We start from the raw sequence: 26,084 nt of genomic DNA, 5'->3' as shown, positions 1-26,084 counted from the left end.
GGTGACAAGCTTTCCGGATCGCGCGGGCCGCACCTGGACGCGCGGCCCGAGCAGGTAGTTGCCGAAGAACTCGCACTGATCGACCCCCGAATGGTCACTACCGGGCGGTGGATATGCGTCCACCCCGGAAGTACTGACCCGGCACTCAGGCGTCGGCGACGCAGCGGAAGCCGATGTGGCTCATACCGGTATCCACCATGTGCGGGCGGCGGGCGGCGGGTCGGTAGCGCAGACAGTAGCTGTCGGCGCAGAGGAAGGACCCGCCTTTGAGGACTCGTCGTTCGATCGGAACGCCGGGCTGCCTGGGATCGAAAGTGTCTGCGGAACAACAGGATCGGGTGGCGCGGGTCGGCGCGTACAGGTCGGTGGTCCACTCCCAGACATTGCCCGCCATGTCGAACAGGCCGTAGGCGTTCGGGGCGAAGCTCCCCACCGGCGCGGTGTGTCCGTACCCCGTATCGGGCAGGTAGGGGAATTCGCCGTGCCAGTAATTGGCGAGCCGCTGACCGGGACGCTCCGGCTCGTCGCCCCAGGTGAAGCGCGCGTGCGGCAGACCACCGCGAGCGGCCGTCTCCCACTGCTCCTCGCTCGGCAACCGCAGGCCCGCCCAGTCGGCGTAGGCGGCCGCGTCCGCGAACGCGATGTGCACCACCGGGTGCGAGTCCCGGCCGCGCAGGCTGGAGCGCGGCCCGCGCGGATGATTCCAGGCGGCGCCGGGAGTCCAGCGCCACCACCGACTCATGTCGCGCAGATTCACCGGACCCGTGGTGCGCTGGAACACCATCGAACCCGGCCGCAGATTCTCCGGCGGCGCGTCCGGATAGTGCGCGGGGTCCAGCTCCCGCTCGGCGACGGTGCGGTAGCCGGTATCGGCGACGAACGCGGCGAATTGAGCGTTGGTCACCTGGTGCGCCTGGATCCGGAAGGACTCGACGGTGACCTCCCGGACCGGACCCTCCTCCGGATCGCCGGCGTCGCCCTGGAGCAGGGTCTGCGCCGGGATCCGCACCAATTCGCCGACGGCGGAACGTGTCTCGACCTCAGTCATCGAACACCCGTGACCAATCGGCGGCCATGCTCACGAGCTGCCAGCCGTCGGTCGTCGTCGCCAGCTCCTTGGCTCGCTCCGCACCGGCGGGATAGGCGAACTCCCGATCGGCGTCGTCGTGGTCGATCAGCAGCGCCAGCCCGGGCCCGTCGCCGGTGGTCGCGTACTCGAGCATCTCGATGTCCCCGTTCGAGTTTCCGGCCGCCAGGATCGGCCGCCGCCCGACCCTGGACCACACCCGGACCGGTTTCGCGGCGCCGTCGTCGAAGATGTCGAGCTTGTTCGTGGTGGCCACTCGCCCCGAGTCGTAGTTCATGCCCAGTGAGCTGCCGACCACTCGCTCCGGTGGAATCGCGTACATCTGCTCGGTGACCACGCGCATGAAGTCGCGCCCGCCGCCGGACACGATGTAGCAGGTGAACCCGTTCGCCTCGAGGTAGCGCAGCAGTTGGACCATCGGCGCGTACCCGCACGCCTGGTACGGCCGGTCCAGCGTGGGATGGCGAGCGGCGTCGAAGAACGCGCCGACCCGCGCCGTGTAGTCCTCCGTCGACTCCTCGGCGGCGAGATGCATCGCCGCCGCGGCGAACTCGTGCAGCATGGTGTCGTCGCCCCGGTAGTGCTGTTCGACGGCGGTGCCGAACCAGGCGAGATCACCGTCGTGCGCGGCCCGGAACGGCGCCCGGTCGAGCAGTCCCGGATCCGCGGTCGCGGCCTGGGCCAGGGCTCGCACGATGAAATCCAATTGCACGTACGCGGGCTTCTCGCACCACAGCGTGCCGTCGTTGTCGAACACGGCGACCCGCTGTGCGGGCGGCACGTGGTCGGCGCCCGCACCCGTGACGCGCCCGACGAAGTCGATGATGGCCGACTTCGCGGGCGCGTCCCGCCACGCGTCGAGGACGGTGTCGTTCACAGCTCAGTCCTTCGCGAGGAATGCGTGCAGCTTTTCCACCGCCTGGTCGATGGTGAAGCTGGCCGGTGCGTGCCGCGGCGGGAATTCCTTGAATGTCTCGAGAAACGCCGTGGACATCGCCGTCATGTAGAAGATGAGATAGTCGTGGTGCAGGAACCAGTCGTAATAGGTGTTCGACGTGATGTCCGCGTACTCGAACGGGTCGGTGCGCAGGTTGAACAGCTTCGGTACCCGCAGATTCGTGAACGGCTCGGCCCAGACCCGCAGGGTGCCCTGGCAGCGCTGCTCCATGAACACCGCTTTCCAGTTCTCGAACCGCATGGCCATCAGATCGCCGTCGTCGGAGAAGTAGAAGAACCCGCGCCGCGGGCTGGCCTCCACCTCGCCGGTGAGGTACGGCAGCAGGTTGTAGCCGTCGATGTGCACACGATAGGTCTTGTCGCCGATGGTCTTTCCGGCTTTCAGTTCCTCCGGCGTGGTGGTGTCGCCCGCGGCGGCCAGCAACGTCGGCAGCCAGTCGTGGTGCTGGATGATGTCGTTGGACACCGAGCCCGCTTCGATGTGCCCGGGCCAGCGGATGAGTTCGGGCACGCGGAAGGCACCCTCCCAGTTGGTGTCCTTCTCGCTGCGGAACGGCGTGGTGCCGCCGTCGGGCCAGCTGTTGCGGTGCGGGCCGTTGTCGGTGGAGTAGATCACGATGGTGTCCTCGGCGATGCCGAGTTCGTCGAGCACGTTCAGGACCGTGCCGACGTTCTTGTCGTGCTCGATCATGGTGTCGTGGTACTCCGACTGCCACAGGCCGGCCTGTCCGCGCTTGTCGTCCTCGACGTGCGTGTACAGATGCATGTGGGTGAAGTTGCACCACACGAAGAACGGCTCGTCTTCCGCGTGCTTACGCTTGATGAAATCGACCGTGCGGTCGGCGATGTCGTAGTCGATCACCTTCATCCGCTCGATGTTCAGCGGGCCGGTGTTGACGATGGACTGCTTGCCGACCGGGCCGAACTTGGGGTCGTCCGGCTCGTCGGAGACGTGATCGAGCGCCTTGCAGTCCAGCACGCCGCGCGGTTTGGCCAGATCGTAGAGCCTGGGGAACTGGTCCTTGTGCGGGTAGTCGAACTGTTCGGGCTCCTCCTCGGCGTTCAGGTGGTAAAGGTTGCCGTAGAACTCGTCGAAGCCGTGCACGGTCGGCAGGTACTTGTTCAGGTCGCCGAAGTGGTTCTTCCCGAACTGTCCCGTCGCGTACCCGTGCGGTTTGAGCAGCTCGGCGATGGTCGGATCGTCCGCCGACCACCCGACGTCCGCCCCCGGCGCTCCGACCTTGCTCATGCCGGTCCGGTACACGCTCTGGCCACTGATGAACGCCGCCCGCCCGGCGGTGCAGCTCTGCTCACCGTAGGAGTCGGTGAACTTCATGCCCTCCTTGGCGAGCCGGTCGATGTTCGGCGTGCGATATCCCATCACGCCGTCGCTGTAGCAGCTGAGGTTGGTGATTCCGATGTCGTCGCCCCAGATGACCAGGATGTTGGGTTTACCGTTCGGCACAGCGCGCCTCCATTGGGTGGAGATTCCGGCATTGACGATCCAGTTGCTAACCCTGACGAATACGGTTCCCGGGCCGCACTGTGCCGTGTTCCATCGAGCGGAGTACGTGCACGAGCGGGAGAACCGGTCAGATTTCGAAGCCTAGCTTCAGATTGCTCGCTATTTGCTACATTCGGGTCCGGGTGTTGAAGCCCGGTGCGGGACCCGCCCGCCCGCTCTCACATCGCCGAGCACGGCGGCGCACCCCGATTCGGTGGCCCGTCTGTTCACGGCGACATGTACACCGGTGCGCACGGCGCGCGCCGCCGTTTGTCACCACCGCCCCATGTCGAGCGGGGCATCGGGCGAAACAAGCCACCGCGCATAGGTTTCCTCGGGCGCCACGGTGATCAGGTCGGCCACCGCCACGAGGTCCGGGGGTACTCGCTCGCCCAGGTGTGCCAGCCCCGGCACGATGACCGCGTCGGCCTGGTGCGCCCGGGCGATCTCGATGACCCGCCGCACGGGCCCGTCGGTATAGGCCCCGAACATCACCGTCCGGCTCAGGACGTAGCCCAAACGCCGTGCCAGACAGCGGATCCGAACCACATCCCACTGCCGCTGCGCACCCGATATGTCACTGCGCAGGAACCCGATAGCCGCCGGCTCGTTCACCACGTGGCCCGCCCGCCCTCGAACTCCGCCGCCAGCCGAGCCTCGATGTCGGCGACCGTCAGCGGCCGCCGGTGATGTGCGCCGTGGCAGGGACGCAGGGGAGCGAGCAACCCCGCGAACACGGTCGCGGCCATGAACAAGAAGATGAGTTCCATTGCGATTCCTCCCGATTCGTCTACGAATTCATCCGAAGGCGACCGCGTGCCGGGATTGGAAATCGACAACCGTCCTCGGCTCCGCGTCGTGAGAACAGCTTGTACGCAGGGTGAATGCGCCTCAATGGCACTTTCGGGAGGCGTCGCCGGAAAGTGCCACCGAAAGGGCGTGGCGAACCCCGGATGGCGGGAAAGCCATTCGGGCGTTCAGTATTCGAGTTTGATCAGGTCCGCGAGTTCGCGCATGTCATCGGTCAGGGTTCGGCGTTTGGCGATCATCCGGCCGAGAATGTCGCGGGCGAAGGCTTGTTCGGCCAGCCACGGCCGGGCCTCGCGCGAGAGTTGGTGCAGAATCCCGAACGCGTCGTCGTATCGGCGCAGGTCGAAGTGGGCGGAAGCGACATCGAGCAGGTGGCGGTTCCGGTTGTCCGAGGTGGGGCGCAGGCCGGGCGGCACATCCAGCGCGAGTCGCAATGCCTCCTCGGGCCGCTCGTCCACGACCGCGTTCTCCACTCGCTTCATGGCCACTGTGGCGGGCCCGAACGTCGTCCAATACCGTTGGTAGCCAAGTGATTCACGGCGGATCACCGTCGCACCGGCCTGCGCCAGCCGCATCATGTCATCGGCTTCGTCCGGGCGATTGTCCCGAATCGCGGCGGCCGACCCGCGCAACAGCAGCCAGCCCCACGTCGAGATCTCCTGCTCGCCGGCCATCGAAAGCCGCGGCTCGACCCGGTCGGCCCACCGTGTCGCCAGCGTCCGAACCTGGTCGAACCGCCGCTCCACCAGCAGCAACCAGCACAGCGTGATCACCGCCGAGGCCGCGTCCAGCACCTCGCCGGTCGCCTCGGCCTCGGCGAGCGAGCGTTCCAGCGCCACCCGGGCGGGGTCCAGCTGACGTGTTTGCACCATCACCGATCCGGCCAACTGCAGGATGCGGGATCGCAGCAGCGGCGAAGCGCCCTGCCCCTCGCCGACCAGCTCCGGCAGAACCCGTGCGAGACGCTCGTATTCGTTGTGGTGGTACAGCTTTACGGCCGCGAACAGCGCCTCCGCCAGCCCGCTCTCCTCGGCGGCATCGAGCGCCTCCGCTTCGCGTGGTGTCGTGATCGCGTCCCTGGTCGGGTGCCACAGCTCCTCGTCGCGCCCCGGCGGCGGTGGTGGATTCGACCCCATCAGCGCGGACATCGGGCAGTCCAGCGCCACAGCGAGCCGCCGCAGTTTCGTCAGCCGGATGTCGTCCCGCTCGCCCTGTTCGATCTTGCGAATGAAGGACAGCGAGACCCCGGACCGCTCCGCGAGCTCCCGCTGCGTCAGTCCTTTCCGCTTGCGCACAGACTGGAGGCGATCCCCCAAATCCCCACTCACGCACTCCAGGCTAGGTCCGCTCGGGGACCGGTGCATCGCGTTGCCGCAGCGGGTAACCGGTTGTCCGGTAGAACGCCGCCCGGATGGCTGGTGGCGAGAGCAGCGGATTCGGGAGTGCCGGCGGGCACATCGGCGAGGGCCGGGGGCCGTGGGCGCGGGCCCGGAGCGAAGCGCCGCGGGTTCGAGTTCGTGGGTCCCACTACTGCCGAGATCGCCGCCGGTAGCACGCTGCCCGCCATCATCGAGCATGCCGGATCAGCCTCAATACCGAACCGCGACCACCGTCAGCAGCGGCAGCGCGAACAGCGCCGCGCAGATCAGCGCGTTCGTCCACCGGTGCTCGTCCAGGATTGCGACGTACTCGCGGAGTATCGCGCTGGGCAGGTAGTAGAACGCGGTCTTCGCGCCGACCACCGTCGCGTCCACACCCAGTCGGCGGGCGAGGATTCCGGTGCGCAGCGCGTGGAAGTTGCTGGTTACCAGCACAACCGGGCCCACCACGTTGCGGGCGGCGAGGAGCCCTGCCGTGTAGAGCAGGTTTTCGCGGGTCGTCGCGGAACGGTCCTCGCGGAGCACCGCGGCGGGCGGGAGGCCGGCCGTGATCACGTAGTCGGCCATCGCATCCGCTTCGGCGACGGCTTCGTCGGAACCCTTCCCGCCGCTGGTTACCAGGACCGGGGCGCGGCCCGCCGCCGTCTCGGCCGCGTACACCTCCAGCGCCCGGTCCAGCCGGGCCGCCAGCAGCGGCGGCACCCGCGCCCCGATCAGCCCGGATCCGTGGACGACGATCGCGCTCATACCCCGCCGATACGGCAGCCGCAGATACACCCACGAATAGGCCAGGAACGCGAGGAGGACGAATCCCAGATAGCACTCGACCAGCAGAATCGAGCCGAAAAACCCTGTCAGCCACCGTGAATCCACACCGAGCGCCACGGCGAACAGTACGTACGGGAACAGCATCGCCAGGCCGAGGCCGAACGAGAGCAGGTTGCCGAGCCGCCGCCCTTCGCGCCGCCACATCTGCAGCCCGTTCACCATCAGCAATCCGGCGAGGATGATCAGCAGCAGCGGTGAGGCCGCCAGCAGTAGCACGACCATGATCGAAATCGGGCTCTCGCTGTCGAGCTCGACCAGCCCCAGCACGCAGAAAGCGGCGGCGATCACCAGCACCACGCCGTTGCCGATGCGGCGTGGCTCCCGGTACATCCGGAGCGCGAACCAGCCGAGCAGCACCATGCCGATCATGAGAGCAAACATGTAGCAATCGTATGGGTCGGCGGTCCGCGCGCCGATCACACCGGGCGCTGTCGGTGCCGCCCGATACCGTCCCGCTCGTGAGCGCCATGACCGACCGCCGGTTCATCACCCTGCTCGACGAGGTGGCCCGGCACGCTCCCGCGTTCTGTGATCGTGACCGCGTGCCCGCCGCCTGCCACGAGCTCGGCTGGACCGTGACCGGACAGAAGCTCGATATCCCCGAAACGAGTTCGGGTGGACGGCTTTTCGAAGAAGATGATCCGTACGACAAAGGCGACGGCCGCTGGCTGTCGCTGTCCGTTCCCGTCGCCACGATCGATCCCGAGCGCTTCCGCCACCACCTCGGCCTGGCGACCGCGGTCTGGGGCGAACCGTCCTGGTACAGCGGCTACGGCGAGCTGTTCGCCTGCTGGGCGACCGGCGACGACACCATCCGCCAGCTGGCGCTGAGCGCGGCCGGCGCCCTGACCCTGCGCGTGCATCTCGCCGAGGCCGAAGCGGACCGGAACCGCTGGCTGTGGAAGACCCGGCACCACTATCCCGACTTCGTCGGACCCGACGACCGCGTTCTCCTCGACGAGAACGACCTGGCCGAGACCTCGGCCGACGAATACGAGATGACCTTCACCTGGACCGGCCACGAGCGGCGGCGGTCCGCGCGCGGCCCGGCCGAGATCTGGAGCATCTACACCCCGCGCCACCTGCGCGGCGTCCTCGCCGACGCCCTGCGCGATGTGCACTTGGCCGTGCGCGCCCTGGGGCCCGGCCCGGATCCCCTGCGGGTGGAGTTCGCTCCGGTCGCGGATGGTTCCGGCGCCGCCCGCCTCGAATTGTCACGGGACGCCATCCGTCTGTCCGTCGATCTCACCGACGCGACCCGCGATTACCTGACCGCACACGACGGATTCCAACTTGGTGGAGAGATCGCCGAGCGCCGCTGGCCCGCCGGATCCGACTACTTCCGCATCGCCGCGACGGCCACGGTCGTGTGCCTGCACCACATCGGACTGGGCATTCCGGTGGCGAGTGGGGGAAAGGCCGGCGAATCCGGCAGCCGCGAGTCGGCGGTTGTCCTGTCCACGTCCGGAAGTCCGTTGCCGCTGGCTGATTTCGCCCTCGCGATCACCATCGACTGACCGGGCGGTGATGGAGGTCCCGCTCTTTGTCGGGGCGGAGCTGTTCGGTGGGTGCACCGGGATTTCGAACGAGGGTGATTGCGCGCGATGGTCTCGATCGAGGACCGGTTGGGCCTTGCTTGCCGTCCATCGGCTTTGTCCGAGGGGCCGTCGAGAATTGGTCTGTTGGCTCGCTCGGTGAATTGGCGGTATTGAATCTAGATCGAAATCCGAATTGTCTGAATAGTGTTGCGGTGCAATAGAATTGGGCTATTCATATGTGCTATCGAGGGGTAGAATTGGGGTATGAATTCGGGACGGGAAACCGCAATCGCGCAGGGTGTGCAAGCACTCGCTGCCGCGGTGGATTTCCTGCTCGAAGCGCCGATGTTCCCGTTGGCCGGTGACGGTGTCATCGAGGCGATGCAGGACATCGAGACGAGCCTGCGTAAGTTCGAGGCGGTCAAGCAGCGGTTCGCACTCGAATGCGCGGCGCAGGGATTGCCCGCCCAGAACGGTGTGAAGAGCCTGATCCTGTTCCTGCAACAGACACTGCGGTTGTCCTACGCCGAGGCCGCTGCCCGGGTTCGTAACGCCGACCTTTTGTCGGAGGTGTCCGAGGGTTCGATGACCCGGCCGCCGGTGTTGCCGCATGTGGCCGAGGCGCAACGGGCCGGGGAGATCTCCGCCGACCACATCAAAGCGATCAACGACGCACTGAAACAGATCCCCGACGCCGCTGGTCCCGAAGTCAAAGACCGTGCCGAGCAGCACCTGACCGCGTATGCCCGTCAGGGTGATCCGAAGGGTGTGACCACGCTTGGGGTCAGGATTCTTGCGAATGTCGATCCCGATGGGCGTTTGATCGAGGACCGGGACCGGCAGCGGGTGCGGGGTGTCACGGTCGGGAATCAGCGGATCGATGGCATGTACCCGATTTCGGGATTGCTGACCCCGCAGTTGGGTGCGGTCATGATCCCGATGTTCGAGAAGTTCGGACGACCCGGTATGTGCAATCCCGATGATCCCGAAAGCCCGTGGACCACCGCTGAACTCGGGGTCGATACCGAACTCGGCGACGGTGACACTGCCGACGATGTCGATGTGGACGACCCGTCGTTGACTCCAGCCGAGCGTGCTCGTGCTGTCGTTCGTGCGAAGGTGCGTGCGGCCGCCAAACGCGATCGCCGTACCGCTGCTCAGCGCAATCACGATGCGCTGATGGTGTTCTTCCGACCGGATATGGGTCCCACGCGACTGGGATCGCATCGCGGACTTCCGGTCTCGACGATCATCACCATGAGCATCGAGGACCTGGAGAACCGCGCGGGCGTGGCGACCACCGCCACCGGCGGCACCATGTCGATCATCCAAGCCCTCCAGGTGGCCAGGAATTCCACCCCGTATCTGGTGGTGCTCGATCGCAACGGCCGTCCCCTGCATCTGTCTCGTGGGCAGCGCCTGGCCAACCCGGCGCAACGTCTGGCGCTGACCGCCACCGAACGCGGGTGCACGCGCCCAGGATGCGATGCGCCAGCGAGCCGCTCGGCCGTCCACCACATCAAAGAATGGGCCGATGGTGGTGAAACGGACATCGAGAACCTGACTTTCGCGTGCGATGCCTGCCACGCCCAGGTGAACACCGGTCCGAACGGGTGGGGAACGGTTGTGATGGGTGAGGATTCGGAGAATCCGGGCAAGACCGGATGGATCCCACCACCACACATCGACCCCGCTCGCAGGCCACGCGTGAACTTCCGTCACCACCCCCAAGTGCCTGGTATCCCGGCGCGATGGCGCTGTTAGCCACCTCGCCCGGTCGCGGCTCCCCGCTCACAGCTTTCGACGCTGCCTCTTCGGCCTTCGCCGCCGAAGGGGCTAACCGTGCGCTCGAGCCCTGGCCCGGCCTTCCCACCGTGCGGCTGGTGCGACCACACGCATCAGTGTTCACGCCCGTGGCCGACGTAGCCCGATCCCGCACCCACCCCGCATCTTCCAGCGGGGTTCGGGAGAGCGGGCAAAGCAGATGCGGCAGTGCTGGTTACCTCGCCTGCCGTACCCGACCTATGGCTCCCCGGCTGGGAGCGCGTTCGCCCCTTCCAGCCGGGTCGACTGGCCGTGGGAACCTTCTCGAGACTTACCGAAAAGGATTCGTCTTCAGCGCAATGGGGTGATGTCTATGGCGGTAATTGCCGTGCCCGGTTCCCGGTTCGGAACTCGGCCACGCATCCGAGGGCTTCGATCCCGTTGATCGGCCCGGGAGGGCTGGAACCGCAGTCGAGGCACCCAACCTGCCCCCGCTGGTACTCCGTTATCCAGGCGTCCTTCCCCCGGCAGGGCACCCAACCGCAGCCGAGTCTCCCGACGTGTCTCCGCTGGTATTCCGTTGTCCTGTCTTCTTTCCTGCGGCAGGGCTCCGAACCGCAGCCGAGGCTCCCAACCCGCCCCCGCCGGTACTCCGTTTTCTAGTTGTCTTTCCTGCGGTAGGGCTCTCACCCCCAGCCGAGGCACCCAACCCGCCCCCACAATGGACGAGAACCGGGGGCGCACCCCCGGTTCTCTGGTAAGGGGCACGGCAGCCGGCCCACCGAACCCTTCGAAAGCTATTGCTGGGCAGGTATTCCCGGCATCACCCGAGGAATCTCCGCCACCGCCGGCTGCCCCGATGTATCCGGTATCGCCGCCACAGCAGGCTGCTGCCCACTCGCATCGGGAATAGGCGCGACCGCAGGCAACTCACTCGCCCGCCCCGGGTTCACCGACGGCGCCGGATCCTGCACCGCACCCCAGTGCTGCAGAATCGTGGTGACGATTCCGGTCAGCCTGTTGAAAATCAGTGAGCCGAATTGGAAGTCGGTGCGCACTCCGTCCTTGACGGCGTATTCGTTGCTGGTCGGCAGGCCCAGAATGCCCGTGGCCCCGCCCAATTGCACGAATCGCTCCAGGATTTTGCCCAGGAGCGCGTACACCTGACCCTTGGGCGTCGAGTACACATAGCCGTTGACGAACCTGGCGTACTGCCCGCCGTCCATGGTCGGCTGCGGCGCCGACTTCGGCTGTCCCAGTGCGCTGTTCGGCCCACCCTGTTCGTTCCAGTACTTCGCCACCGGGTTCGTGTCGATCAATCCGAGCAGCGTGGTCGTGAGCTCGGCCAGCGTCGCGATGTCGTCCTCGGCGCTCGGCGCGGGCTGGGGCTGGTAGTTCGCGTTCTGCTCCGCGGGAGATCGGGGTGTGGGGGGTTTGGTGGTGGACGGCGGGTCCGCCAGCGGGCTCGGCCCGGCGAATTTCTCCGCGATCTCGCGAATTCGATCCATCCGGTCGTAGACCGCGTCACCCGGGCACGAGGTGTTGCCGACATCGCGGTGTGCGAAGATCGTCGGCAGCTTGACGGCCTGGCCGAGTGCGTAGCGCGTGTAATCGCTGCCCTCGGAGTACATCGTGGTGGTGCCCTCGGGATCGATTCCGGCGACCCTGGCGCGCCAGCCGATGAATTTGCCCATCGCCTGCATGGACACCTCGCTCGGGGTGTCCTCCTCGTAATTGCCCATCAGGGCCACACCGGCGGTGTTGATATTGAATCCGCCCGAATGCGCGCCCTCGACCGGGCGATCCAGTCCGCCGAAGCGGCCTTCGAAGATCTGCCCGTACTTGTCGACCAGTGCGTTGTAGCCGATATCGCACCAGCCCAGCGTTTTCGCGTGATACGAGTAGATGGCGCGCACGATGCCCGCCGATTCCGATCGGCTGTAGTCGTTGCGACCCGCGGTGTGGTGCACCGTGATCGCGGCCAGGCCGTCGTCGTAGGTCGGTTCCTCGCAGCGCAGGTCCTCGTCCGCGCCCCACTGCGAACGGGTGATCACCTTCGGCCCACCGCCGGGCAGCGCGGCCGCCACCTCGTTGAGGTTCTCGTCCGCCGCGCCGCGGCCTGGATCGATGAGGATCGCGGCGAGTTTCTCCAGGTCGATCTGCGCGGGATCGCCGTGATCGGCGAAGGGCGCGGGCTCCGCGGGCGCGAGCGGGGCCGCCTCGCCCTCGGGGGCCGCGGCCTCGACGGGCGCTGCGGGATCGACGGGCACTTCGTCCGCGACGGCCGGATCAACCGGCGCTGCACCGGCCGCATCCTCGGATCCCGCACTCGCCGGATCGATCGGCGCGGCGACATTCTTCTTCGTCATCAGAATCTGCACGGCCTTGGTACTGCCGACGTAGATCGGTTCGGTACCCGACCGTGTCCGCCCGGGCGTGTCGACCGGTTCGGCCGAATACCACGGCCCCCAGGCGCCATCGGGCAGTTGGGCGCGAATCATGGCGGTCATCCCGGCCATATCCTGCGCGGTGAGCGCGACCATGCTGAACGGCTTGTCGCGGGTGAGTTCCTTGACCTGCGCGCCGACCTTGGACACGAGATCACCGGGCACCGCGCCGGGCGCGAGTGCGGGCCTGCTGAGATCGCCGGGGATGGCGGGGCGGGTTGCCGCGTCCGGAGCCGGAGCTTCGACGGGAGCGGGATTGCCCGGGGCAGAGAGGTTTTCATCGACCGGTGCGCCGGGAGTCGCCGGCGCGGGAACGCTGCCGGGCTCGCCATCGGCGGTGGGTGGGGCCGCGTTCGGATCCTGCGGTCCGGGTGCGGCGATGAAGCGGGGTGCGTTCGGATCGGCGGGCTTGTCCAGTCGCGGAAGTCTGATCTCGTCCGGTAGCTGCACCCCGCCCGGTAGCTCCAGCCCGGCCGGAATCTTGATGGACGCGGGCAGCGGAATGTTCCGCAGGTCGGACAGGCGCAGGTCCGGTAGGTCGAGCCCGGTCAGCTCGCGCAGCGGCAGCACCAGATCCGGCGCGGAGGCCAGCGCGACCTCGGCCATGTTCGCCGGTATTGCTGCCAGATTGCTCTCGTCGACAGACCGAATCTTCGGCGAATCGCTCAGTCCGAGCATGCCGAAGGGTGCGGTCATGGCCAGGATGGTGACGACCGGGAGGACATAGGCGTTTTTCGGTCTGCGATATGGCACGAGTAGCTCCCATTCCAGGTAAACCCGTCGAACTTTGCCGGGATGCCTTGGTTGCGTCCTGACGGCTCAACGATCACACTAGTCACAACTGTCCCATAGTCTGAACCTGTTGTTGAGGATTAGCTGCGGTAACTCGAATGTAGCTTCGGCTTACAAGAGAACGGGTATGACATGCCGAACGGACACTTACACGCACTTCGTCGCCGCCGACGTCTCTTGGCCCTATCGCTCGCCGCCACGACCATGGCGGGCACGTCCGCCGGCCTGCTCTGGGCCTGGCCCGACGGGGAATTCCGGGTAACCGCGAGTCCCGGACACGGGCGCGGGCTGAGCCAGAACGGCGCCTTCGATCGCGCCATGGACGGCAATACCGCCGAAGCGATTCTCGCCCACTACTACCCGGGCGCCGAGCTGCACACCATCGCCTCCACGCCCATTCGGGTGCGTCTGCAGCAGCAGGACGACAGCACTCTCGACGTGGAGTCCGAGTCCGGCCTGTACGTCGCCGGCCGCCGTGTCATCCCCGGCCAGGCCGCGCACCTGACCCCCACCGAAACCGGCGCCGACGTGGTCATCACCACCGGCTGCGACGGTGAGGTGCTGTGGGAGGGCTCGACCGACGATCCGTACATCTATCCCGTCGAGGACGGCTCCGATCGCCCCGCCGAGGAACACCTGCGCCTGTGCGGCGGCAATGCCTATCGCGGCGTGCTCGGCGTTGCCCTCGAGGACGGCGCCTATCGCACCGTGAACGAGGTCGACATCGAGGACTATCTGATGGGCGTGGTCCCCTCCGAGATGGTCCCCAACTGGGCCGACAAGGGCGGCGCGGAAGCACTGCGCGCGCAAGCGATCGCGGCCCGCTCCTACGCGCTGGCCGAGGATCGCTACACCTACGCCCAGACCTGCGACAGCACGGATTGCCAGATGTACCCCGGCACCGAGCGCGAGGATTCCCGCACGTCCGAGGCGGTTCGGGTCTCGGCGGGCAAAGTGCTTGTGCGCGAAGGCCATATCCTGCGCGCCGAGTATTCCGCCGCCCCCGATTCCGGCATCCCCAGCATCGAGAACCTGACCGTGGGCCCCGCGATCAGCGAGTTCCCCTCCGCTCCGACGATGGTCGATCCCACGGTCCCCACGTACCAGGATCCGGCCTATCAGGATCCGGCCTACGGCCCCACGTACCAGGATCCGACGTATTCGGATCCCACCCTCCCGACCGATTCCGAATACACGGTCCCCCTTGATCTCCCGAGCCTCCTGAACCAGATATTCCCCCCGGTAACCCAGGAGGTGGAACTCGGCCCGAACCAACCCCGGGTCCCCGCCCCCGCGACTCCCGAGCCCCTGACCGCCGTCCCACCGCACGTTGCTACGGGTGGCTACGCCGGCGAATAGTCACCCGCACACTTTCGCCTCTTGCCCTGTGCCGCAGTACGATCGCTGCCTCGGATACCGAATAGGATTGGGCAACAACAGTGATCGATCACCAGGACTACATCGACGCCTGGGGCATCGACAAGGTCTTCGAGTACCCGCGCGCGGAGTGGATCAGCGAGTATTCGGCCCCGCCGGAGGTGTATCCGGACGTGGATTTCATCCCGACGGATATGTCGTTGTTTTTCACCTCGTACCTGGAGGGCGGTCGTTTCCACCTCTACGACCGCATCAATCTCCGGGTCGAGGATGACGAATACATGCCCCTGGTGATTGTCGGCGCGATCCCGGCCGAACCCGATTCGATGCTGTTCTGTTTCGAAGGCAACGACGGCCGCGTGGTTCTGCTCGGCGCCGACAGCGGCACCCTGGAGTTGGTGAACTCGACCTTCAGGTCTTTGACCGTGTTCCTGTACCACTTCGGACGGTTCATCGACGCGGACACCGGGATCGACAGCCGCGCGCAGCGAGCGACGTCGCTCCTCGAGGATCTTCGTGCCATCGACGGGGCGGCGTTCAAGGATCCGGCGTCGTGGTGGACGGTCGTATTAGCCCAACTCGGCGCGACGGTCTGAGGGATCGAATTCCCGGGTCGGCGACATCGTCGATCCCGCAGAGATCGATGATCGGAACATGCAGTCCGGGAAGCGAAGTCATGGCAGTTGAACCGGCCTTGTTCGAATCGGCCATCCACCAGATCCGGCATTGCGACCCGCGCGAGCGATTCGAAGCCTGCGAAACCGTCGTCGACTGGATCCGGGCTGAGCCCGGAACAGGGAGCCGCCGCGGGCCGGGCACTGGCCGAGGCCGCCGTTGATGAGCGCGATGATTGCGTGCGCGAGGCGCAGTTCAACGCACTCGTCGAGTTGTGGGCCGCGGACCTTGTCGGGCGCGCCGAACTCGGTGCCCTGTCCAGGATTGCGAGGCCATCCCTCAATCCCGATGCGGCCGAACATCTGTCGTTTCTCGAAGAGGACTACGGGCCTCTGGTTTCGGAGTCGTAGACAACCTCGGGATCCGGAGATCGAGTTGACCGGGGGAGCGTCGCCCTCGGGTGGGTGGACGCGAATCGGCGCGCCGGCGGGGATCGATTGACATGTCGCGCCGGAATAGCGTCGTCGCTCGGGGCCGTGAGCCCAGTTGGGCGGATCCTGAGGTCATTTGAGATTAAACCAGTTGAACCGCAGAAGATGCGGTCGAAGTCGTCCTTCGGCGCCTCTGTTCCACGGGGTGGTGTGCTGCGATCGGCATTCGCGCCGGCAATGGACTCGCGTACGACATCGTTCGCCGTGTCCCTGAATAGCAATCGACCTCGAGTAATAGGGAATTGCCATGGATATTCGCGCATGAGTTGGGGTGGCGATTGGCTCGGTGAACGGGATACTGCATTCCATGATCGCCGGATGTCGCTGCGTCCTAAGTGAATCGGTATGCCAGAGCATATGTGACTGTGGAGAAGCCTTGGCGCAGAGCTGAATTGCGATGTGAACAGCCATGATGTTCCGAACTGACACTTCTGTCGGTGCTCGCTCGCTCGATAGCTTGTTACTGCAGAGTTGGTTCGGTGCAACGTATTTCGAGGCCCGCCTCGCGCTCGTTCGCGTGACGAATTACGATCACGCATGTGTATACTCCGCCTCGTCAACATTGTCCGGTGACGTTGTGTCGCAGGGCATTACGGACGGTGGGTTGAGATGAGTTAAGAGTGGGAGTGCCGCCTTGATTGTCCGGGGGCCCGGGTGGCGGATTTGTGCTGCTGTCCGATGTGGGGAGTTCGGCTGGAGGGAGCCGGTATCGACTCGTCGGCGGTTTCTTTCGGCTCCAATCGGGCCGGAAGTCGGGTGTCCGTGTCGACGGATCGAGTCATAGGGGTTTCAAGCCGTGCATGCAGCGTCTTTGGTGGCGTGGTTCAGCCAGGTTGTAGATCATGAAGAGATGTCGGTAGTCGCCGGTCGATTGGGTGTCGAATTGTCCGAGCGAGTCGCCCAGGGGCGACCCACCGTCGCGGATCTGTGCTTGGTGGCAGATGTGCTGGGTCGGAACGTCCTCGACCTACTTCCCGGAACCGTCGACCTTCTGAACGGATCTGGCGACGATCTCCTGCGGAGAGACGTCGAGTGCACTGCATAGCTGATACAGCTGTGTGAGATCCGGCGAGCGTTCACCGTTCTCGAAACGTTGAATCGTACTCACCGCAACTCCCGAGGTCGCCGCGAGCTGAGGGCGCGTGAGCCCGCGGCGGGCCCGCGCGGCACGGAGCTCGTCACCGACGGCGCGGTTGAGGTCGTCGAGGTCCCGCAATTCCATACGGACCATTCTGAGGTCCGAACGGCGTAGTTGCAAACACCACCCGGAAACTCAAGGCTTAAACCTAAGTGTCTGGAAGTTCACAGCGACAGGTCCGTACGGACTTGTGAAGAGTCCAAACGGACCTTACAGTGTTCCGTATGGACTTGATGGACAGACAAATCGCCGATCGTGTCAGCTATGCGATGGATGCGATCGGTATGGATTCGCACACCCTCGCGGCCCGAACCGGCCTCGCGGAGCCGGTGCTCGCGCTGCGACTGCGTGCCGCCGGCTCGTTCAAGCTCGACGAATTGCTGCTGGTCGGGAGTGCGCTGGGCTGCGATCCGATCGGTCTGCTCCCTACCGCCGGACATGCTCGGGACCGGGCGGAGGTGTCCGCGTGATCGACGTCCTGATCGTCGGTGGCACCTGGGCCCCGTATGGCGAGAGCGTGACCGACACCTTCTCGCGCGCGCTGGATCTGAGTCGCTTCGCACCGCGCATGATCCCGTATCCGGCCGAGTACGGCGGCAGCATGTCCTACGCGGAGAGCAGTGCGGCGGGGAAGGCCGCACTGCTCGAAGCGATCGAGAAGTCGCGGAATCGTGTTGTCGTAGCCGGGTATTCGCAGGGCGCCGCAATCGCGGGCGATGTGGCCGCAGAGATCGGCCGCGGCCTGTGGCCCGGGCTCGACGTCGCCGCGTGCGCGCTCATCGCCGACCCCTTGCGCCCGGCGGGTGAATGCGTCGGCACGGATCCCGGCGGCTACGGCATCGCCGGTCAGCGCTGGGTGACGGATATACCGACGTACTGGGCCGCGGCGCCGGGTGATCCCATCACCGCTCTGCCCGCGGGCAATGCCCTGCGCCTGGTCGCCGATCTCTCGCAGTACTTCTGTATGAACAGCCCCGAGGCCGCCCTGACCTGGGGGCGAAGTCTGGTCGACACCATCGTGCACCGCCGAATCCAGCGCTGGTGGGCGCCCCGGAACTGGAGCGCCTGGAGCGGGGCGCTGGCCTATGCCCGCGGCTATCTCACCGACGGCCGGCACACCGTCGACTATGTGCGGCACGGCCACGCCGCTCGCCTCGCCGAAACCATCAACCGGGAGATCGCCTGATGCACAGCGAGATTGATCCGAATCACCTGTACCTGGATCGCGCCGCCCTGCACGATCTCGTGCGCATGCTGCGGGAGATCCCGGAACTTGCGGTGGATCTCGAGGATGCGGTTACCCGGCGCTCTCGCCTCGGCGACCCGAACCTGCGGCTGAGTTCTCGCTCCGGTGATCAGCCGCTGCCGTTCAGCCCTGCCGCGTCCCGGGCCCGCGATCACCTGCACGGTGTGCTGGTGTCCTGGGTGCGGCTGATCTGCGAGCAGCGCGGACTCGACTATTCCGGGGGTACGTCGACGGGCGGACTGGCCCGCTGGCTGGACCGCAACGTCATCGCCCTCGCCATGACCGAGGGCGCGGAAACCGCACCCGGTGAGATTCGCGCCGCGATCCAGGCGGCGCTGCACGTCATCTGCCCGCCGACTTCGCGGATCGAGGTGGATGCCGCGCAGCTCGAGGCCGCGCGCAGCGCCCGGTTGAACGTCAATGGAATCGCGACGCTCGCCAGGGAAATGGGCGAAGCATTCCAGTCGATCACCGTTCGCAGGATTCAGACTCTGCGTGATGCCGGCAGGATTCGCCCGGTGCCGGGGCCGTGGGCGCCGGACTGGCCCGAGCTGTTCGTGGTGGGGGAGGTGCTCGAAGCTCACCTCGCGCACCCCGTGCGTAAGCGCCGGAGCAAGGCGGCGGAGCCGCACCGGCCGCTGCTGCACATCCGGGAGAAGATCGCCGGCTGAGCCCGGCACCGTGGTGATCCACCGAAGTCCCAGTCCTCCAAGAGGACTGGGACTTCGTCGTTGTCGGAGAGCAGAGGTCCCGAGATGCCGAACGTGGTGCGGCGGGAGGTGTAGCCAGGGTTCGTGCTCGCGCCGTGCTGCTCGGGAACACCATCCCACCTGCGATTTCGGTGAATCTTCAAGATGGGTGTTGACTTTTGAATCCGCTTAAGTGAAGCTATGTGCAGCGCCACAGTTGCGCCTTCATCCCGAACTCACGGGAAACACACTCTCTGGCAAGAGGTTCCAACCTCGTCGGCCTCCCAAGCTCTTCACCCCGAACCCCCGGTCCGCTTCCGGACCGGGGGTTCGGTCGTTGAGGCCTGCCTCGCGCCTTCGAATCAGGAGCAATCGCAATGCTTTTCGGTCTCACCATCGATCAGTGGATCACCGTCGGCTCGTACATCGCGCAGCTGATCGCGATCATCGTCCCGCTACTCGTGTAATCCGCCCCGCGGCCCCTGCTTCCAGAGCGGCAATCGGGGTCCGCGGCGCTGTCGGAAGGAAACATCATGCGTATCAACAGGGTTCCCGAACCCGCTCTGGTGCGATCCGTACTCGTCGCCATCACCGGTGTCGCGGCCTACCTGCTCGGCAGGCAGGTCGGTACCGAATGGATCGAATCCGCACTCACCCTCTACGGCCTGCTCACCCCCGTCATCGCGGGAGCGCTCATCCGCCCGGCCGTGACGCCGGTGCGATCACCGGGCGGTGAGGACTGAATGCAGACCTGGCTCAATCCCGACTTCGTCCAGGCGATCGGCCTGGCGATCGCCACCGTGATCGGCGCGGTCACCGCCTGGCAGGCCCGCGAGGTCGCCAAACTCCGCGAACGCGTTGTCGCCCTGGAGGATCAAGCCGCCAGCGATCAGCGGCGCTTTCGCGACGCGATCCGCCTGATCCGCGCCCTGCAACGCCACATCGACGAGCTCCTGGCCTTCTTCAAACTCCACGTCCCCGGCCAAGAGCCCCCGACCGCGAGCTACAAGATCCCAGCGACGCTCGAAGAAGAGATCTGACGGTTCACCCCGTCGCCCAGCCCATGCGGCCGGCCCCCGAAGCCTCTCGGTAGGTACACAGCGGGTTGAGAGCCTCGCCGCATGCCCGCTCCCCAGCGCGCCCGTCTCCCGCAGGTGGTCCGCGGTCGCAGACACGGACGCGGCGCTGGGGCGCACGGTCCCGCCCCCGAGTAATCCCCTCACTTCGGGGGCGGGACCCCCAATCCACACGATTCCGCGCCCGGGGAAGGGCGCGGAATCGGTCATGCCCTGAATCGGAAGGACCGAACCCTATGTCCGGCAAGGAAGTAATCACCTCAGTCAGCTTCGGCCACCAGCCCCCGCCGCAGTCGGACTACGTGGAAACCGATACCGGCCAACTGGTTACACCGGAGTTCCTGTCCTTCCTCCAGCAGACCCTGACCGGCAAACTGGCCGAGCACAAGCCCGACGAGACCCTGGATCCCCAGGTTCGCGCGCTCGCCGAGGAACTCTCGATCATCCACCTGCCGGAGTGGTACAGCGAGGTGGGCCGAAAACTGGCCGACCCCACGGTGACCAGCATCAAGCAGGCGACCCGCGTAGCGGAGTACCTCGTAAAGCGCGGTGTCCGAGTACATCCCGACCTCGAAGAGATTCGCTGGACCCCCACCCCCCTCGGCCCGCCCGGCGCCTTCGACACCGGCATGCACATCACCCGCGATGAGAACGGCGAGTGGCCCCTTCCCGATCCCGAGTCCTTCTACGACCTCGAAGAGATCCAGGTCAAACAGACCGAGGAAGGGATCTGGTCCGCGACCCATCCCCGCGGCCTCTCCGCCGAGGCCCCCACCAAAACCGATGCCTACGCCGCGATGGTCGACCAGCTTCGACAGCGGATCGAACAGGCTCGGCGCGCTCGTGAGGAGTGATCATGACGAGCACTCTCTACGGGCCGGCTAGCCCGCCCTCCTGGGTCGGCCAGCGGTCGGCGGCTTGGAACCTGCTGACCGCTGACGGCATTGCGCAGTCGAGCCCAGCCGACGGCGCGACCACAGGGGGAAGGGTTCACAACGTCTCTGTCAGGGATGGAGTGGCGGCCGCACTGGAATACGCACGTACCCGAAACGTCCAAGAGTTGCTGTCGGGATCTGCCGGCAATCAGGTGAAACCTATCGCCGACCCATTGGATGCGCTGATCGATCCGTCCAACTCAACCGGCGATATTGGTCCGGTCCCCACCTTGGCCGAGCTCGCAACTCCAGGTCTGAGCGAACAGCCGAAGCCCCAACCCGTCCCGGAACCACAGAAGCCGAGCGTCGAGCGGCCGGTACAGTCCCAGTCCAATCCGGCCGCGAACCGCAATCCGCTGTACGAGCCACCAATCTCGGTTCCGGGAGCGAAGGCCGAACCCGAAGCGAGCGTCCCGCCGACCAGCCTGCTGGACATGCCGAACCTCGAAGGTCACGGCGTCGGTGATTCCTGGAACGGGATGCTCGACAAGCGGCCGGTTCGCTACACCATCCCTGAGGGGAACGGAACGAACTCCGTTGATCTCGAGATCACTAACCCGGACGGAACTGTCGATCGCTGGCGTATAGCACGCGACGAAGCCGGAGGGCTGCAGCACTGGCACGACGATGCGAACGGCCAGTCCTCGTATGCCGTACAGGTCACCGCTGGATCCAACTGGGAAATACAAAGTTTCGCTCCCGGAGTGTCCACGTCTGGCGCGCCCAGCAGCGTGCTTCAGGCGGATCCGGATCTCAGGACGATTCAAACGCCCTCCTTCATCGACGGGGTCCAAGTTGGAACCGACGTCGGGAAGCTGAACGCTTTTGGGCTCTACGACAACTATCACGTCGACAACTTCGGGAATCTCACGATTACGCACGCGCGTCCCGACGGTTTCGGTGGGGTCGATAGCAAGTTCTATCAACAGTGGGACAGAAACAGTTGGCGGCTCGGCGAAGATGGCCAGTTCTGGGAAGTCGGCCCTGACCTGCAGGGGAGGATAACCAAGGGCAGGACGGTGGAAACCCCCACCGGCACCCACATCTATTTCATCGACCACAACAATGTCCTATTCGATTCTTTCCGTGGTATTCGTACACCTCTCGGAACGTCGCCGGCGTATACCGATCGATATATCGATACCAAGCTGCTGAGAAAATATAGTGACGGTACGGCTGTCGTATTTGATAGTGATTTCAATATCGTTTCGCTGTCCGGTGTGCCGGATCGTCGGGATGGAATACAGAGGGCGATCGACGGAATTGGGGCAGCTCCAGGAAGTATCAAACAGGCTGTAATGTCCTGGTTTTCCAGGACAAGCGGTATGGACGCACTAGCGAACTCTGCAGCCAACATCGGCAATCCGTACTACAATCCGCCAACGACGCTAGAGCGAATAGCAACCTTCTCGGAAGGAATAGCGGATCCGGTAAAGTTCGCCGGTAGTATTGTTCTCCACCCATATCTGACGGTTTCCGAATGGGCAGGTCGCCATATCTTGGCGGGGGGTCTGTATGGAAGTTCGTACTTCGCTTCTGGTGATACAAAACAGGATCTAGCTGGAACTGCCGACGACATACTGGATGCGTCCCCAGGTGCGATGGACGCGGCGATTAGTGCTGGCGTCGTGCTGCTGCCTATGGCAGGTTCCATATTTGGAGGTATTGGATCCGGTGCAGCTTCTCTGTCGAAATTGCTCAAGAGTGTAACGCCGGCAATCAAGTTGCAAGGCAATCTCTATCCGCGTCAACGTCAGATCAAGAATGCTTTGGAAGCAAGCGTACCATTCCGAAAGATTGCTGGTCCGGCTGCATCCCGAATTCGGCAAGACGTGGGTATTGGGATGGAAGGGCTGGCAGGAGGCCTGGCATCGGCAAGGATGTGGGTTTCAGATTCGACCACGCGTATGGCGAACACGCTGACTTCCGCGTCGATAGTAATCCGGTCTCTTGGAAATCAGATCCGACTGCCCGGCTTGGTACCAATCGGCCCCGATTTGACCAGGTGGCGACGTTTCAATGTCGCTATGGCAAGGCTACCGGCAGGCCCACTGCGTCCACCGACTTTGTCGCAGGTTAACAATGGCCTACCAGCTTGGCGGTTGCCTCCATATATAAATCCATCTGAATTGTCTGGGCCAGAAATTGCTCTGAGTAGCAAGGCATTCGGACTCCTTAAAAATCCCTACATAACTCAGGGAGCTCGAAAAGGGCAACTCAGAAATCTGAACCTCGAACCTCGAACGAAATATGTGCATACAGACAGTCATGGTCGACGTACGATCATTGTTACAGACCAGAACGGTATGCCTACCTATGTCCAAGCATGGGCGAGTGAACTGCGTGTACCGGGCACGGAAATCGTCGATCTCAATCCGCTGCTTCATCATCCGCTGCCTAATGTTGTATATCGAGTCGAGAAGAAGTCTGCAGAAGGAATCGACGAGTTCATGCTACGAATGGACGAATATGGACGTGTCGTTGAGGGATATAACTCGCGATTGAAAATTGCTACCGATGTGTTGCGGACTCGAGTTTCGGGTCAACAGAACACCTTCAATAAGGGGCAAACGAATCTTCCGCGCGGTCCTGTAGATGCTGGGCATGTTTTTGGTGCAGAATTCGGTTCGCCTGCGGAACGGATTTTCTATACGCATCAAATGCGATCCGTAAATCAGAGTCCGGGTCAGATGTATATGATCGAACGAGCGATTTCGAGATTTCTTAAGAAACCGGGAAACCCTAGCCGGGTAGAGTACCATGCTTCGATTGAGTACAGTCATCGGCCGGCTGCAGTTGGTTGGAGAGCTGTCGATGCGGAGCGCTTACCTTCCGCGTACTATATCAGGTATCGTGTGCCGGGTACTATCCAGTGGATTCGTAACGCATTTATCCCAAATTTCTGAACCGGAGGTGTCGGGTGGAAAATATTGTCCGGCAGCAGGAGCTAGTGAAAGCCATTGCCGAACGCCTTTGGGTTGGCGCTCCAGCTGAATGTATAAAGATCCGAGCTGTCTTTGTTGGTGCTGGAATATCTTATGGTTTGGAAGTTGAGACGGATACTCTGGATGAAAATGAGGTTTGTGTAGAAGATCCGTTTAACATTCCTCTAGAGATAGCCGAGTTGAGGGATAGTATGGCAGTTCCGGGGTTGGGAACCTGGTTCACTTTCGTTCTGACGATAACCCGTGCGGGTGATGTTACAACTGAGTTTGACTACGACCGGCCTAGTGATGATGCACTGCGCTGGTTGGATTTTTCAGGCGATTTGGAGCGGTACCCTCGTGATGTCACGCCTAAGTGGATGTCTGATGCAATCGAAGATCAATCGAGAATGTGAGTACAGTGAGGACTAGCTTATGACTGAGCAGATCTATTTCGCTGATGTTGTTGGTATTCTGGCAGTCCATCTGCGTGCTCAATTGCTGGAGCTATCGGATCCGGCAGCGGTGGTGACGAAAGTTTTTGAACCGCGACCAGCTCGGATGGTGCAGATCACCCGCAATGATCGAAAGGCTCGGGTAGACATCGAGGACAGGGAAGGCCGCCGTGGCGCCCACCTGATCCTCGACCGCCCCCGAATCGTCTTCGAATGCACCGACGACGCCGGCAACGCGGCCGAACTGGCCGCGCTGGTGCGCAGCATCGTGAACGCCGCAGCCCCCGGCTACATCGGCCCCGTGTGGTGCGACCACATCGAGGACGCCGGCATGGAGAACGACACCGACCCGGTGACCGCCGCCCCGCGGTACACAATCGTCACCGACCTGATCGTGCGGGGAACAGTCCTCGCGTGACTCCCCCGAAAACGCGGGAGTAACAACTGAATACCCATCCCTAGGGCCTGCGCAACATTCCCAAGGGAGATAAGAAAATGGCTCTGCCCTCCAGCAAGTTCATCGGCGCCGGCACCCCGAACATCGCCGTTACCGGCGGTGTTCTGGTCGCTCCGCTCGCTTCCGCGCTGCCGACCACCGCGGCCGGCACCATCGACCCCGCGTTCAAGGCCCTGGGCTACGTGTCCGAGGACGGCATCGAATCGCTGGGTGAGCGTCGCATCGAGTCCGTCAAGGACTGGAACGCCGACATCATCGCGCAGCTGCAGACCGAGCACTCGGTGCGTTTCGGTCTGACCCTGTACGCCGTGTGGGACAAGGACGTTCTGGGCGAGGTCTTCCACCCGGACAACGTCGTCACCACCGCCGCCACCGCCACCACCGGGTCGCTGTACACGGTCAAGGAGACCGGCACCCCGCTGCCGCGTCGCGCCTGGGTGTTCGACATGGTCAACGAGGACAAGAAGCTGCGCATCGTGCTGCCGAACGCCAAGATCACCGCGGTGACCGAGAAGAAGTTCGTCTCCACCGAACTGGCCGGCTTCACCATCACCGTCGAGGCGTTCAAGAACGACGCCGGCGTGAAGGCGTACCGCTACCTGGACGACGGCGTCAAGACCGTCTGATCCCGGCGGTCCTCGCGACCGTCACCATCCCGGCGGCATCAGCCGCCATTCCCTGACAGGGCTCGATTCCGAGTGGATCGAGCCCTGTCCGCCGACGGCACTCAGCTGTCCAAAATCCCCCAACGGCGGCGGTTATCAAACCTATGCGCAGGCCCGCCCGCCGCCGTTGGGACCTTTTGCTCTGAACACCGTCACGACTTTCACTCTCCGAACTCGAAAGGGTCTGCGTAACAATGACTTCCCCCAAAGCCCCCATCACCATCGCCACCCCGACCAAGGTGAAGGACGACTTCTTCTACCGCGTCGCCGGCGTCGAGATTCAGCTGCCGTCGCTGTCCTACCTGAAGCCGGGCCTGGTGCGCCGTATCCGCCGCCTGGGCGACGTCGACGCGATGTACACCCTGCTGGAAATGGCTGTCACCCCCGAAGCGCTTGCGGCCCTGGACGATATGGATCCGGACGCCTACCACGAGATGCTGGAGGCCTGGCGCGCGCACTCGGGTATCAGCCTGGGGGAATCCTAGGCCTCGATGCTCTGATCGAAGAGCATTCCGAGGCAATCGAATACGACCTGATCGTCCTCGGCCTCCGGCTCCGCACGCTCGGCCAGGAGACGCTGACCTGGGGTGACCTGCGGGCCATAGTCAGGTGCACGCCAACGGATTCCGCGTTCCAGCGCTCGGCGCACCCGGATGCCTATCGCTGGCAGTTGGACCAGTATCTGCTCGCGGATATGGCCGACTGCCTGCGCTGGCTGGTGTGGTCCAAGACCGATGACGCCAGGAACGGGCGCAACCGGCCCGAGCAGATCGCGCGGCCGGGACTCGAATCCAATCGCGAACGGGTCGGCACCGCCATGGGCGTCGACCAGATGAACGAGTTCCTCGGCTGGGGCTGAAGAGTCCATGGGCTCCATCGCCGGTGGCCGGGCACGCGAACAGTCAGCCCA

The 26,084-nt window shown here is 64.6% G+C and carries 25 protein-coding genes; 16 read left to right on the top strand and 9 right to left on the bottom strand.

Translation table 11 applies throughout. The features are described 5' to 3' along the window. Window positions 1-145: 145 nt before the first annotated feature. The 7 genes from ACWIGI_RS03275 to ACWIGI_RS03245 all read right to left on the bottom strand — a co-directional run bounded on the left by ACWIGI_RS03275 (window position 146) and on the right by ACWIGI_RS03245 (window position 6,946). Window positions 146-1,048, bottom strand: a complete 903-nt coding sequence (locus ACWIGI_RS03275; protein WP_454200718.1) for a formylglycine-generating enzyme family protein — start codon at window positions 1,046-1,048, stop codon at window positions 146-148. Next, window positions 1,041-1,964: an HAD family hydrolase gene (locus ACWIGI_RS03270; protein WP_454200717.1), complete on the bottom strand. Its 924-nt coding sequence runs from the start codon at window positions 1,962-1,964 to the stop codon at window positions 1,041-1,043. The genes ACWIGI_RS03275 and ACWIGI_RS03270 overlap by 8 nt, the downstream gene beginning before the upstream one ends. 3 nt (window positions 1,965-1,967) lie before the next feature. After that, window positions 1,968-3,509 (bottom strand): arylsulfatase, encoded by a 1,542-nt coding sequence (locus ACWIGI_RS03265; RefSeq protein ID WP_454200716.1) that lies wholly within the window; start codon window positions 3,507-3,509, stop codon window positions 1,968-1,970. Window positions 3,510-3,821: 312 nt separating this feature from the next. Further along, the gene (locus tag ACWIGI_RS03260) at window positions 3,822-4,166 is read right to left on the bottom strand and encodes a hypothetical protein (protein WP_454200715.1); all 345 of its coding nucleotides are present in this window, start codon (window positions 4,164-4,166) and stop codon (window positions 3,822-3,824) included. Further along, window positions 4,160-4,318: a hypothetical protein gene (locus tag ACWIGI_RS03255; RefSeq protein ID WP_454200714.1), complete on the bottom strand. Its 159-nt coding sequence runs from the start codon at window positions 4,316-4,318 to the stop codon at window positions 4,160-4,162. Before ACWIGI_RS03255 ends, ACWIGI_RS03260 begins: the two co-directional genes overlap by 7 nt. A gap of 207 nt (window positions 4,319-4,525) precedes the next feature. Further along, window positions 4,526-5,722, bottom strand: coding sequence for a helix-turn-helix domain-containing protein (locus ACWIGI_RS03250; protein ID WP_454200713.1), 1,197 nt, complete (start codon window positions 5,720-5,722; stop codon window positions 4,526-4,528). A 225-nt stretch (window positions 5,723-5,947) separates the two neighbouring features. Then, window positions 5,948-6,946, bottom strand: coding sequence for a YdcF family protein (locus ACWIGI_RS03245; RefSeq protein WP_454200712.1), 999 nt, complete (start codon window positions 6,944-6,946; stop codon window positions 5,948-5,950). Between the two features lie 77 nt (window positions 6,947-7,023). On the opposite strand from ACWIGI_RS03245, the gene ACWIGI_RS03240 reads away from it, so the two are divergent. Both ACWIGI_RS03240 and ACWIGI_RS03235 read left to right on the top strand, forming a co-directional pair. Further along, a complete protein-coding gene (locus tag ACWIGI_RS03240; protein ID WP_454200711.1) occupies window positions 7,024-8,082 on the top strand; it encodes a hypothetical protein in 1,059 nt (352 codons plus the stop codon). Between the two features lie 285 nt (window positions 8,083-8,367). Continuing rightward, window positions 8,368-9,867, top strand: coding sequence for a DUF222 domain-containing protein (locus ACWIGI_RS03235; protein ID WP_454200710.1), 1,500 nt, complete (start codon window positions 8,368-8,370; stop codon window positions 9,865-9,867). A 797-nt stretch (window positions 9,868-10,664) separates the two neighbouring features. Here ACWIGI_RS03235 and ACWIGI_RS03230 read toward each other — a convergent pair. Further along, window positions 10,665-13,067, bottom strand: a complete 2,403-nt coding sequence (locus ACWIGI_RS03230) for an N-acetylmuramoyl-L-alanine amidase (protein WP_454200709.1) — start codon at window positions 13,065-13,067, stop codon at window positions 10,665-10,667. A gap of 216 nt (window positions 13,068-13,283) precedes the next feature. Between ACWIGI_RS03230 and ACWIGI_RS03225 the strand changes: the two genes are divergently transcribed. Continuing rightward, window positions 13,284-14,465: a SpoIID/LytB domain-containing protein gene (locus ACWIGI_RS03225; protein WP_454200708.1), complete on the top strand. Its 1,182-nt coding sequence runs from the start codon at window positions 13,284-13,286 to the stop codon at window positions 14,463-14,465. Window positions 14,466-14,545: 80 nt separating this feature from the next. After that, window positions 14,546-15,079, top strand: a complete 534-nt coding sequence (locus tag ACWIGI_RS03220) for an SUKH-4 family immunity protein (RefSeq protein WP_454200707.1) — start codon at window positions 14,546-14,548, stop codon at window positions 15,077-15,079. A gap of 1,477 nt (window positions 15,080-16,556) precedes the next feature. Here the strand turns inward: ACWIGI_RS03220 and ACWIGI_RS03215 are convergent. After that, the gene (locus tag ACWIGI_RS03215) at window positions 16,557-16,811 is read right to left on the bottom strand and encodes a helix-turn-helix domain-containing protein (RefSeq protein WP_454200706.1); all 255 of its coding nucleotides are present in this window, start codon (window positions 16,809-16,811) and stop codon (window positions 16,557-16,559) included. Window positions 16,812-16,951: 140 nt separating this feature from the next. Here ACWIGI_RS03215 and ACWIGI_RS03210 point away from each other — a divergent pair, with 140 nt between their 5' ends. From ACWIGI_RS03210 to ACWIGI_RS03155, 12 genes are all read left to right on the top strand, one after another. Then, entirely contained in the window at window positions 16,952-17,197 is a 246-nt protein-coding gene (locus tag ACWIGI_RS03210; RefSeq protein WP_454200705.1) for a hypothetical protein, read from the top strand. Then, window positions 17,194-17,913: a PE-PPE domain-containing protein gene (locus tag ACWIGI_RS03205; RefSeq protein WP_454200704.1), complete on the top strand. Its 720-nt coding sequence runs from the start codon at window positions 17,194-17,196 to the stop codon at window positions 17,911-17,913. The genes ACWIGI_RS03210 and ACWIGI_RS03205 overlap by 4 nt, the downstream gene beginning before the upstream one ends. Then, complete coding sequence (locus ACWIGI_RS03200; RefSeq protein ID WP_454200703.1) at window positions 17,913-18,644, top strand: hypothetical protein; 732 nt, start codon at window positions 17,913-17,915, stop codon at window positions 18,642-18,644. The genes ACWIGI_RS03205 and ACWIGI_RS03200 overlap by 1 nt, the downstream gene beginning before the upstream one ends. 551 nt (window positions 18,645-19,195) lie before the next feature. Then, complete coding sequence (locus ACWIGI_RS03195; RefSeq protein ID WP_354986444.1) at window positions 19,196-19,405, top strand: hypothetical protein; 210 nt, start codon at window positions 19,196-19,198, stop codon at window positions 19,403-19,405. After that, on the top strand, window positions 19,406-19,702 hold the full coding sequence (locus ACWIGI_RS03190) for a hypothetical protein (protein ID WP_454200702.1): 297 nt from the start codon (window positions 19,406-19,408) through the stop codon (window positions 19,700-19,702). It abuts the gene before it with no gap. A 272-nt stretch (window positions 19,703-19,974) separates the two neighbouring features. Then, window positions 19,975-20,592 carry a hypothetical protein gene (locus ACWIGI_RS03185; RefSeq protein WP_454200701.1) on the top strand — a complete coding sequence of 206 codons (618 nt, stop codon included), beginning with the start codon at window positions 19,975-19,977 and terminating at the stop codon, window positions 20,590-20,592. A gap of 2 nt (window positions 20,593-20,594) precedes the next feature. Next, the gene (locus tag ACWIGI_RS03180; protein WP_454200700.1) at window positions 20,595-23,579 is read left to right on the top strand and encodes a hypothetical protein; all 2,985 of its coding nucleotides are present in this window, start codon (window positions 20,595-20,597) and stop codon (window positions 23,577-23,579) included. Window positions 23,580-23,593: 14 nt separating this feature from the next. After that, window positions 23,594-24,013: a hypothetical protein gene (locus ACWIGI_RS03175; RefSeq protein ID WP_454200699.1), complete on the top strand. Its 420-nt coding sequence runs from the start codon at window positions 23,594-23,596 to the stop codon at window positions 24,011-24,013. 19 nt (window positions 24,014-24,032) lie between these two features. Beyond that, window positions 24,033-24,470: a hypothetical protein gene (locus ACWIGI_RS03170; RefSeq protein WP_454200698.1), complete on the top strand. Its 438-nt coding sequence runs from the start codon at window positions 24,033-24,035 to the stop codon at window positions 24,468-24,470. A 77-nt stretch (window positions 24,471-24,547) separates the two neighbouring features. Further along, window positions 24,548-25,135 (top strand): phage tail tube protein, encoded by a 588-nt coding sequence (locus ACWIGI_RS03165; protein ID WP_454200697.1) that lies wholly within the window; start codon window positions 24,548-24,550, stop codon window positions 25,133-25,135. Window positions 25,136-25,368: 233 nt separating this feature from the next. Continuing rightward, complete coding sequence (locus tag ACWIGI_RS03160) at window positions 25,369-25,659, top strand: hypothetical protein (RefSeq protein ID WP_354986451.1); 291 nt, start codon at window positions 25,369-25,371, stop codon at window positions 25,657-25,659. Window positions 25,660-25,844: 185 nt separating this feature from the next. Continuing rightward, window positions 25,845-26,033, top strand: coding sequence for a DUF5361 domain-containing protein (locus ACWIGI_RS03155; RefSeq protein WP_454200696.1), 189 nt, complete (start codon window positions 25,845-25,847; stop codon window positions 26,031-26,033). Window positions 26,034-26,084 lie beyond the last annotated feature (51 nt).

The sequence above is a fragment of the Nocardia sp. NPDC055321 genome, from assembly GCF_053645575.1.
This window is presented reverse-complemented; position numbering and strand designations above follow the sequence as displayed.

What these genes read in the sequence shown, in the direction of transcription:
- ACWIGI_RS03275 (WP_454200718.1), bottom strand. Translation starts at nt 1,048, where the DNA reads ATGACTGAGGTCGAGACACGTTCCGCCGTCGGCGAATTGGTGCGGATC.
- ACWIGI_RS03255 (WP_454200714.1), bottom strand. Translation starts at nt 4,318, where the DNA reads ATGGAACTCATCTTCTTGTTCATGGCCGCGACCGTGTTCGCGGGGTTG.
- ACWIGI_RS03250 (WP_454200713.1), bottom strand. Translation starts at nt 5,722, where the DNA reads ATGCACCGGTCCCCGAGCGGACCTAGCCTGGAGTGCGTGAGTGGGGAT.
- ACWIGI_RS03245 (WP_454200712.1), bottom strand. Translation starts at nt 6,946, where the DNA reads ATGTTTGCTCTCATGATCGGCATGGTGCTGCTCGGCTGGTTCGCGCTC.
- ACWIGI_RS03235 (WP_454200710.1), top strand. Translation starts at nt 8,368, where the DNA reads ATGAATTCGGGACGGGAAACCGCAATCGCGCAGGGTGTGCAAGCACTC.
- ACWIGI_RS03215 (WP_454200706.1), bottom strand. Translation starts at nt 16,811, where the DNA reads ATGGAATTGCGGGACCTCGACGACCTCAACCGCGCCGTCGGTGACGAG.
- ACWIGI_RS03210 (WP_454200705.1), top strand. Translation starts at nt 16,952, where the DNA reads ATGGACTTGATGGACAGACAAATCGCCGATCGTGTCAGCTATGCGATG.
- ACWIGI_RS03200 (WP_454200703.1), top strand. Translation starts at nt 17,913, where the DNA reads ATGCACAGCGAGATTGATCCGAATCACCTGTACCTGGATCGCGCCGCC.
- ACWIGI_RS03195 (WP_354986444.1), top strand. Translation starts at nt 19,196, where the DNA reads ATGCGTATCAACAGGGTTCCCGAACCCGCTCTGGTGCGATCCGTACTC.
- ACWIGI_RS03190 (WP_454200702.1), top strand. Translation starts at nt 19,406, where the DNA reads ATGCAGACCTGGCTCAATCCCGACTTCGTCCAGGCGATCGGCCTGGCG.
- ACWIGI_RS03185 (WP_454200701.1), top strand. Translation starts at nt 19,975, where the DNA reads ATGTCCGGCAAGGAAGTAATCACCTCAGTCAGCTTCGGCCACCAGCCC.
- ACWIGI_RS03180 (WP_454200700.1), top strand. Translation starts at nt 20,595, where the DNA reads ATGACGAGCACTCTCTACGGGCCGGCTAGCCCGCCCTCCTGGGTCGGC.
- ACWIGI_RS03170 (WP_454200698.1), top strand. Translation starts at nt 24,033, where the DNA reads ATGACTGAGCAGATCTATTTCGCTGATGTTGTTGGTATTCTGGCAGTC.
- ACWIGI_RS03165 (WP_454200697.1), top strand. Translation starts at nt 24,548, where the DNA reads ATGGCTCTGCCCTCCAGCAAGTTCATCGGCGCCGGCACCCCGAACATC.
- ACWIGI_RS03160 (WP_354986451.1), top strand. Translation starts at nt 25,369, where the DNA reads ATGACTTCCCCCAAAGCCCCCATCACCATCGCCACCCCGACCAAGGTG.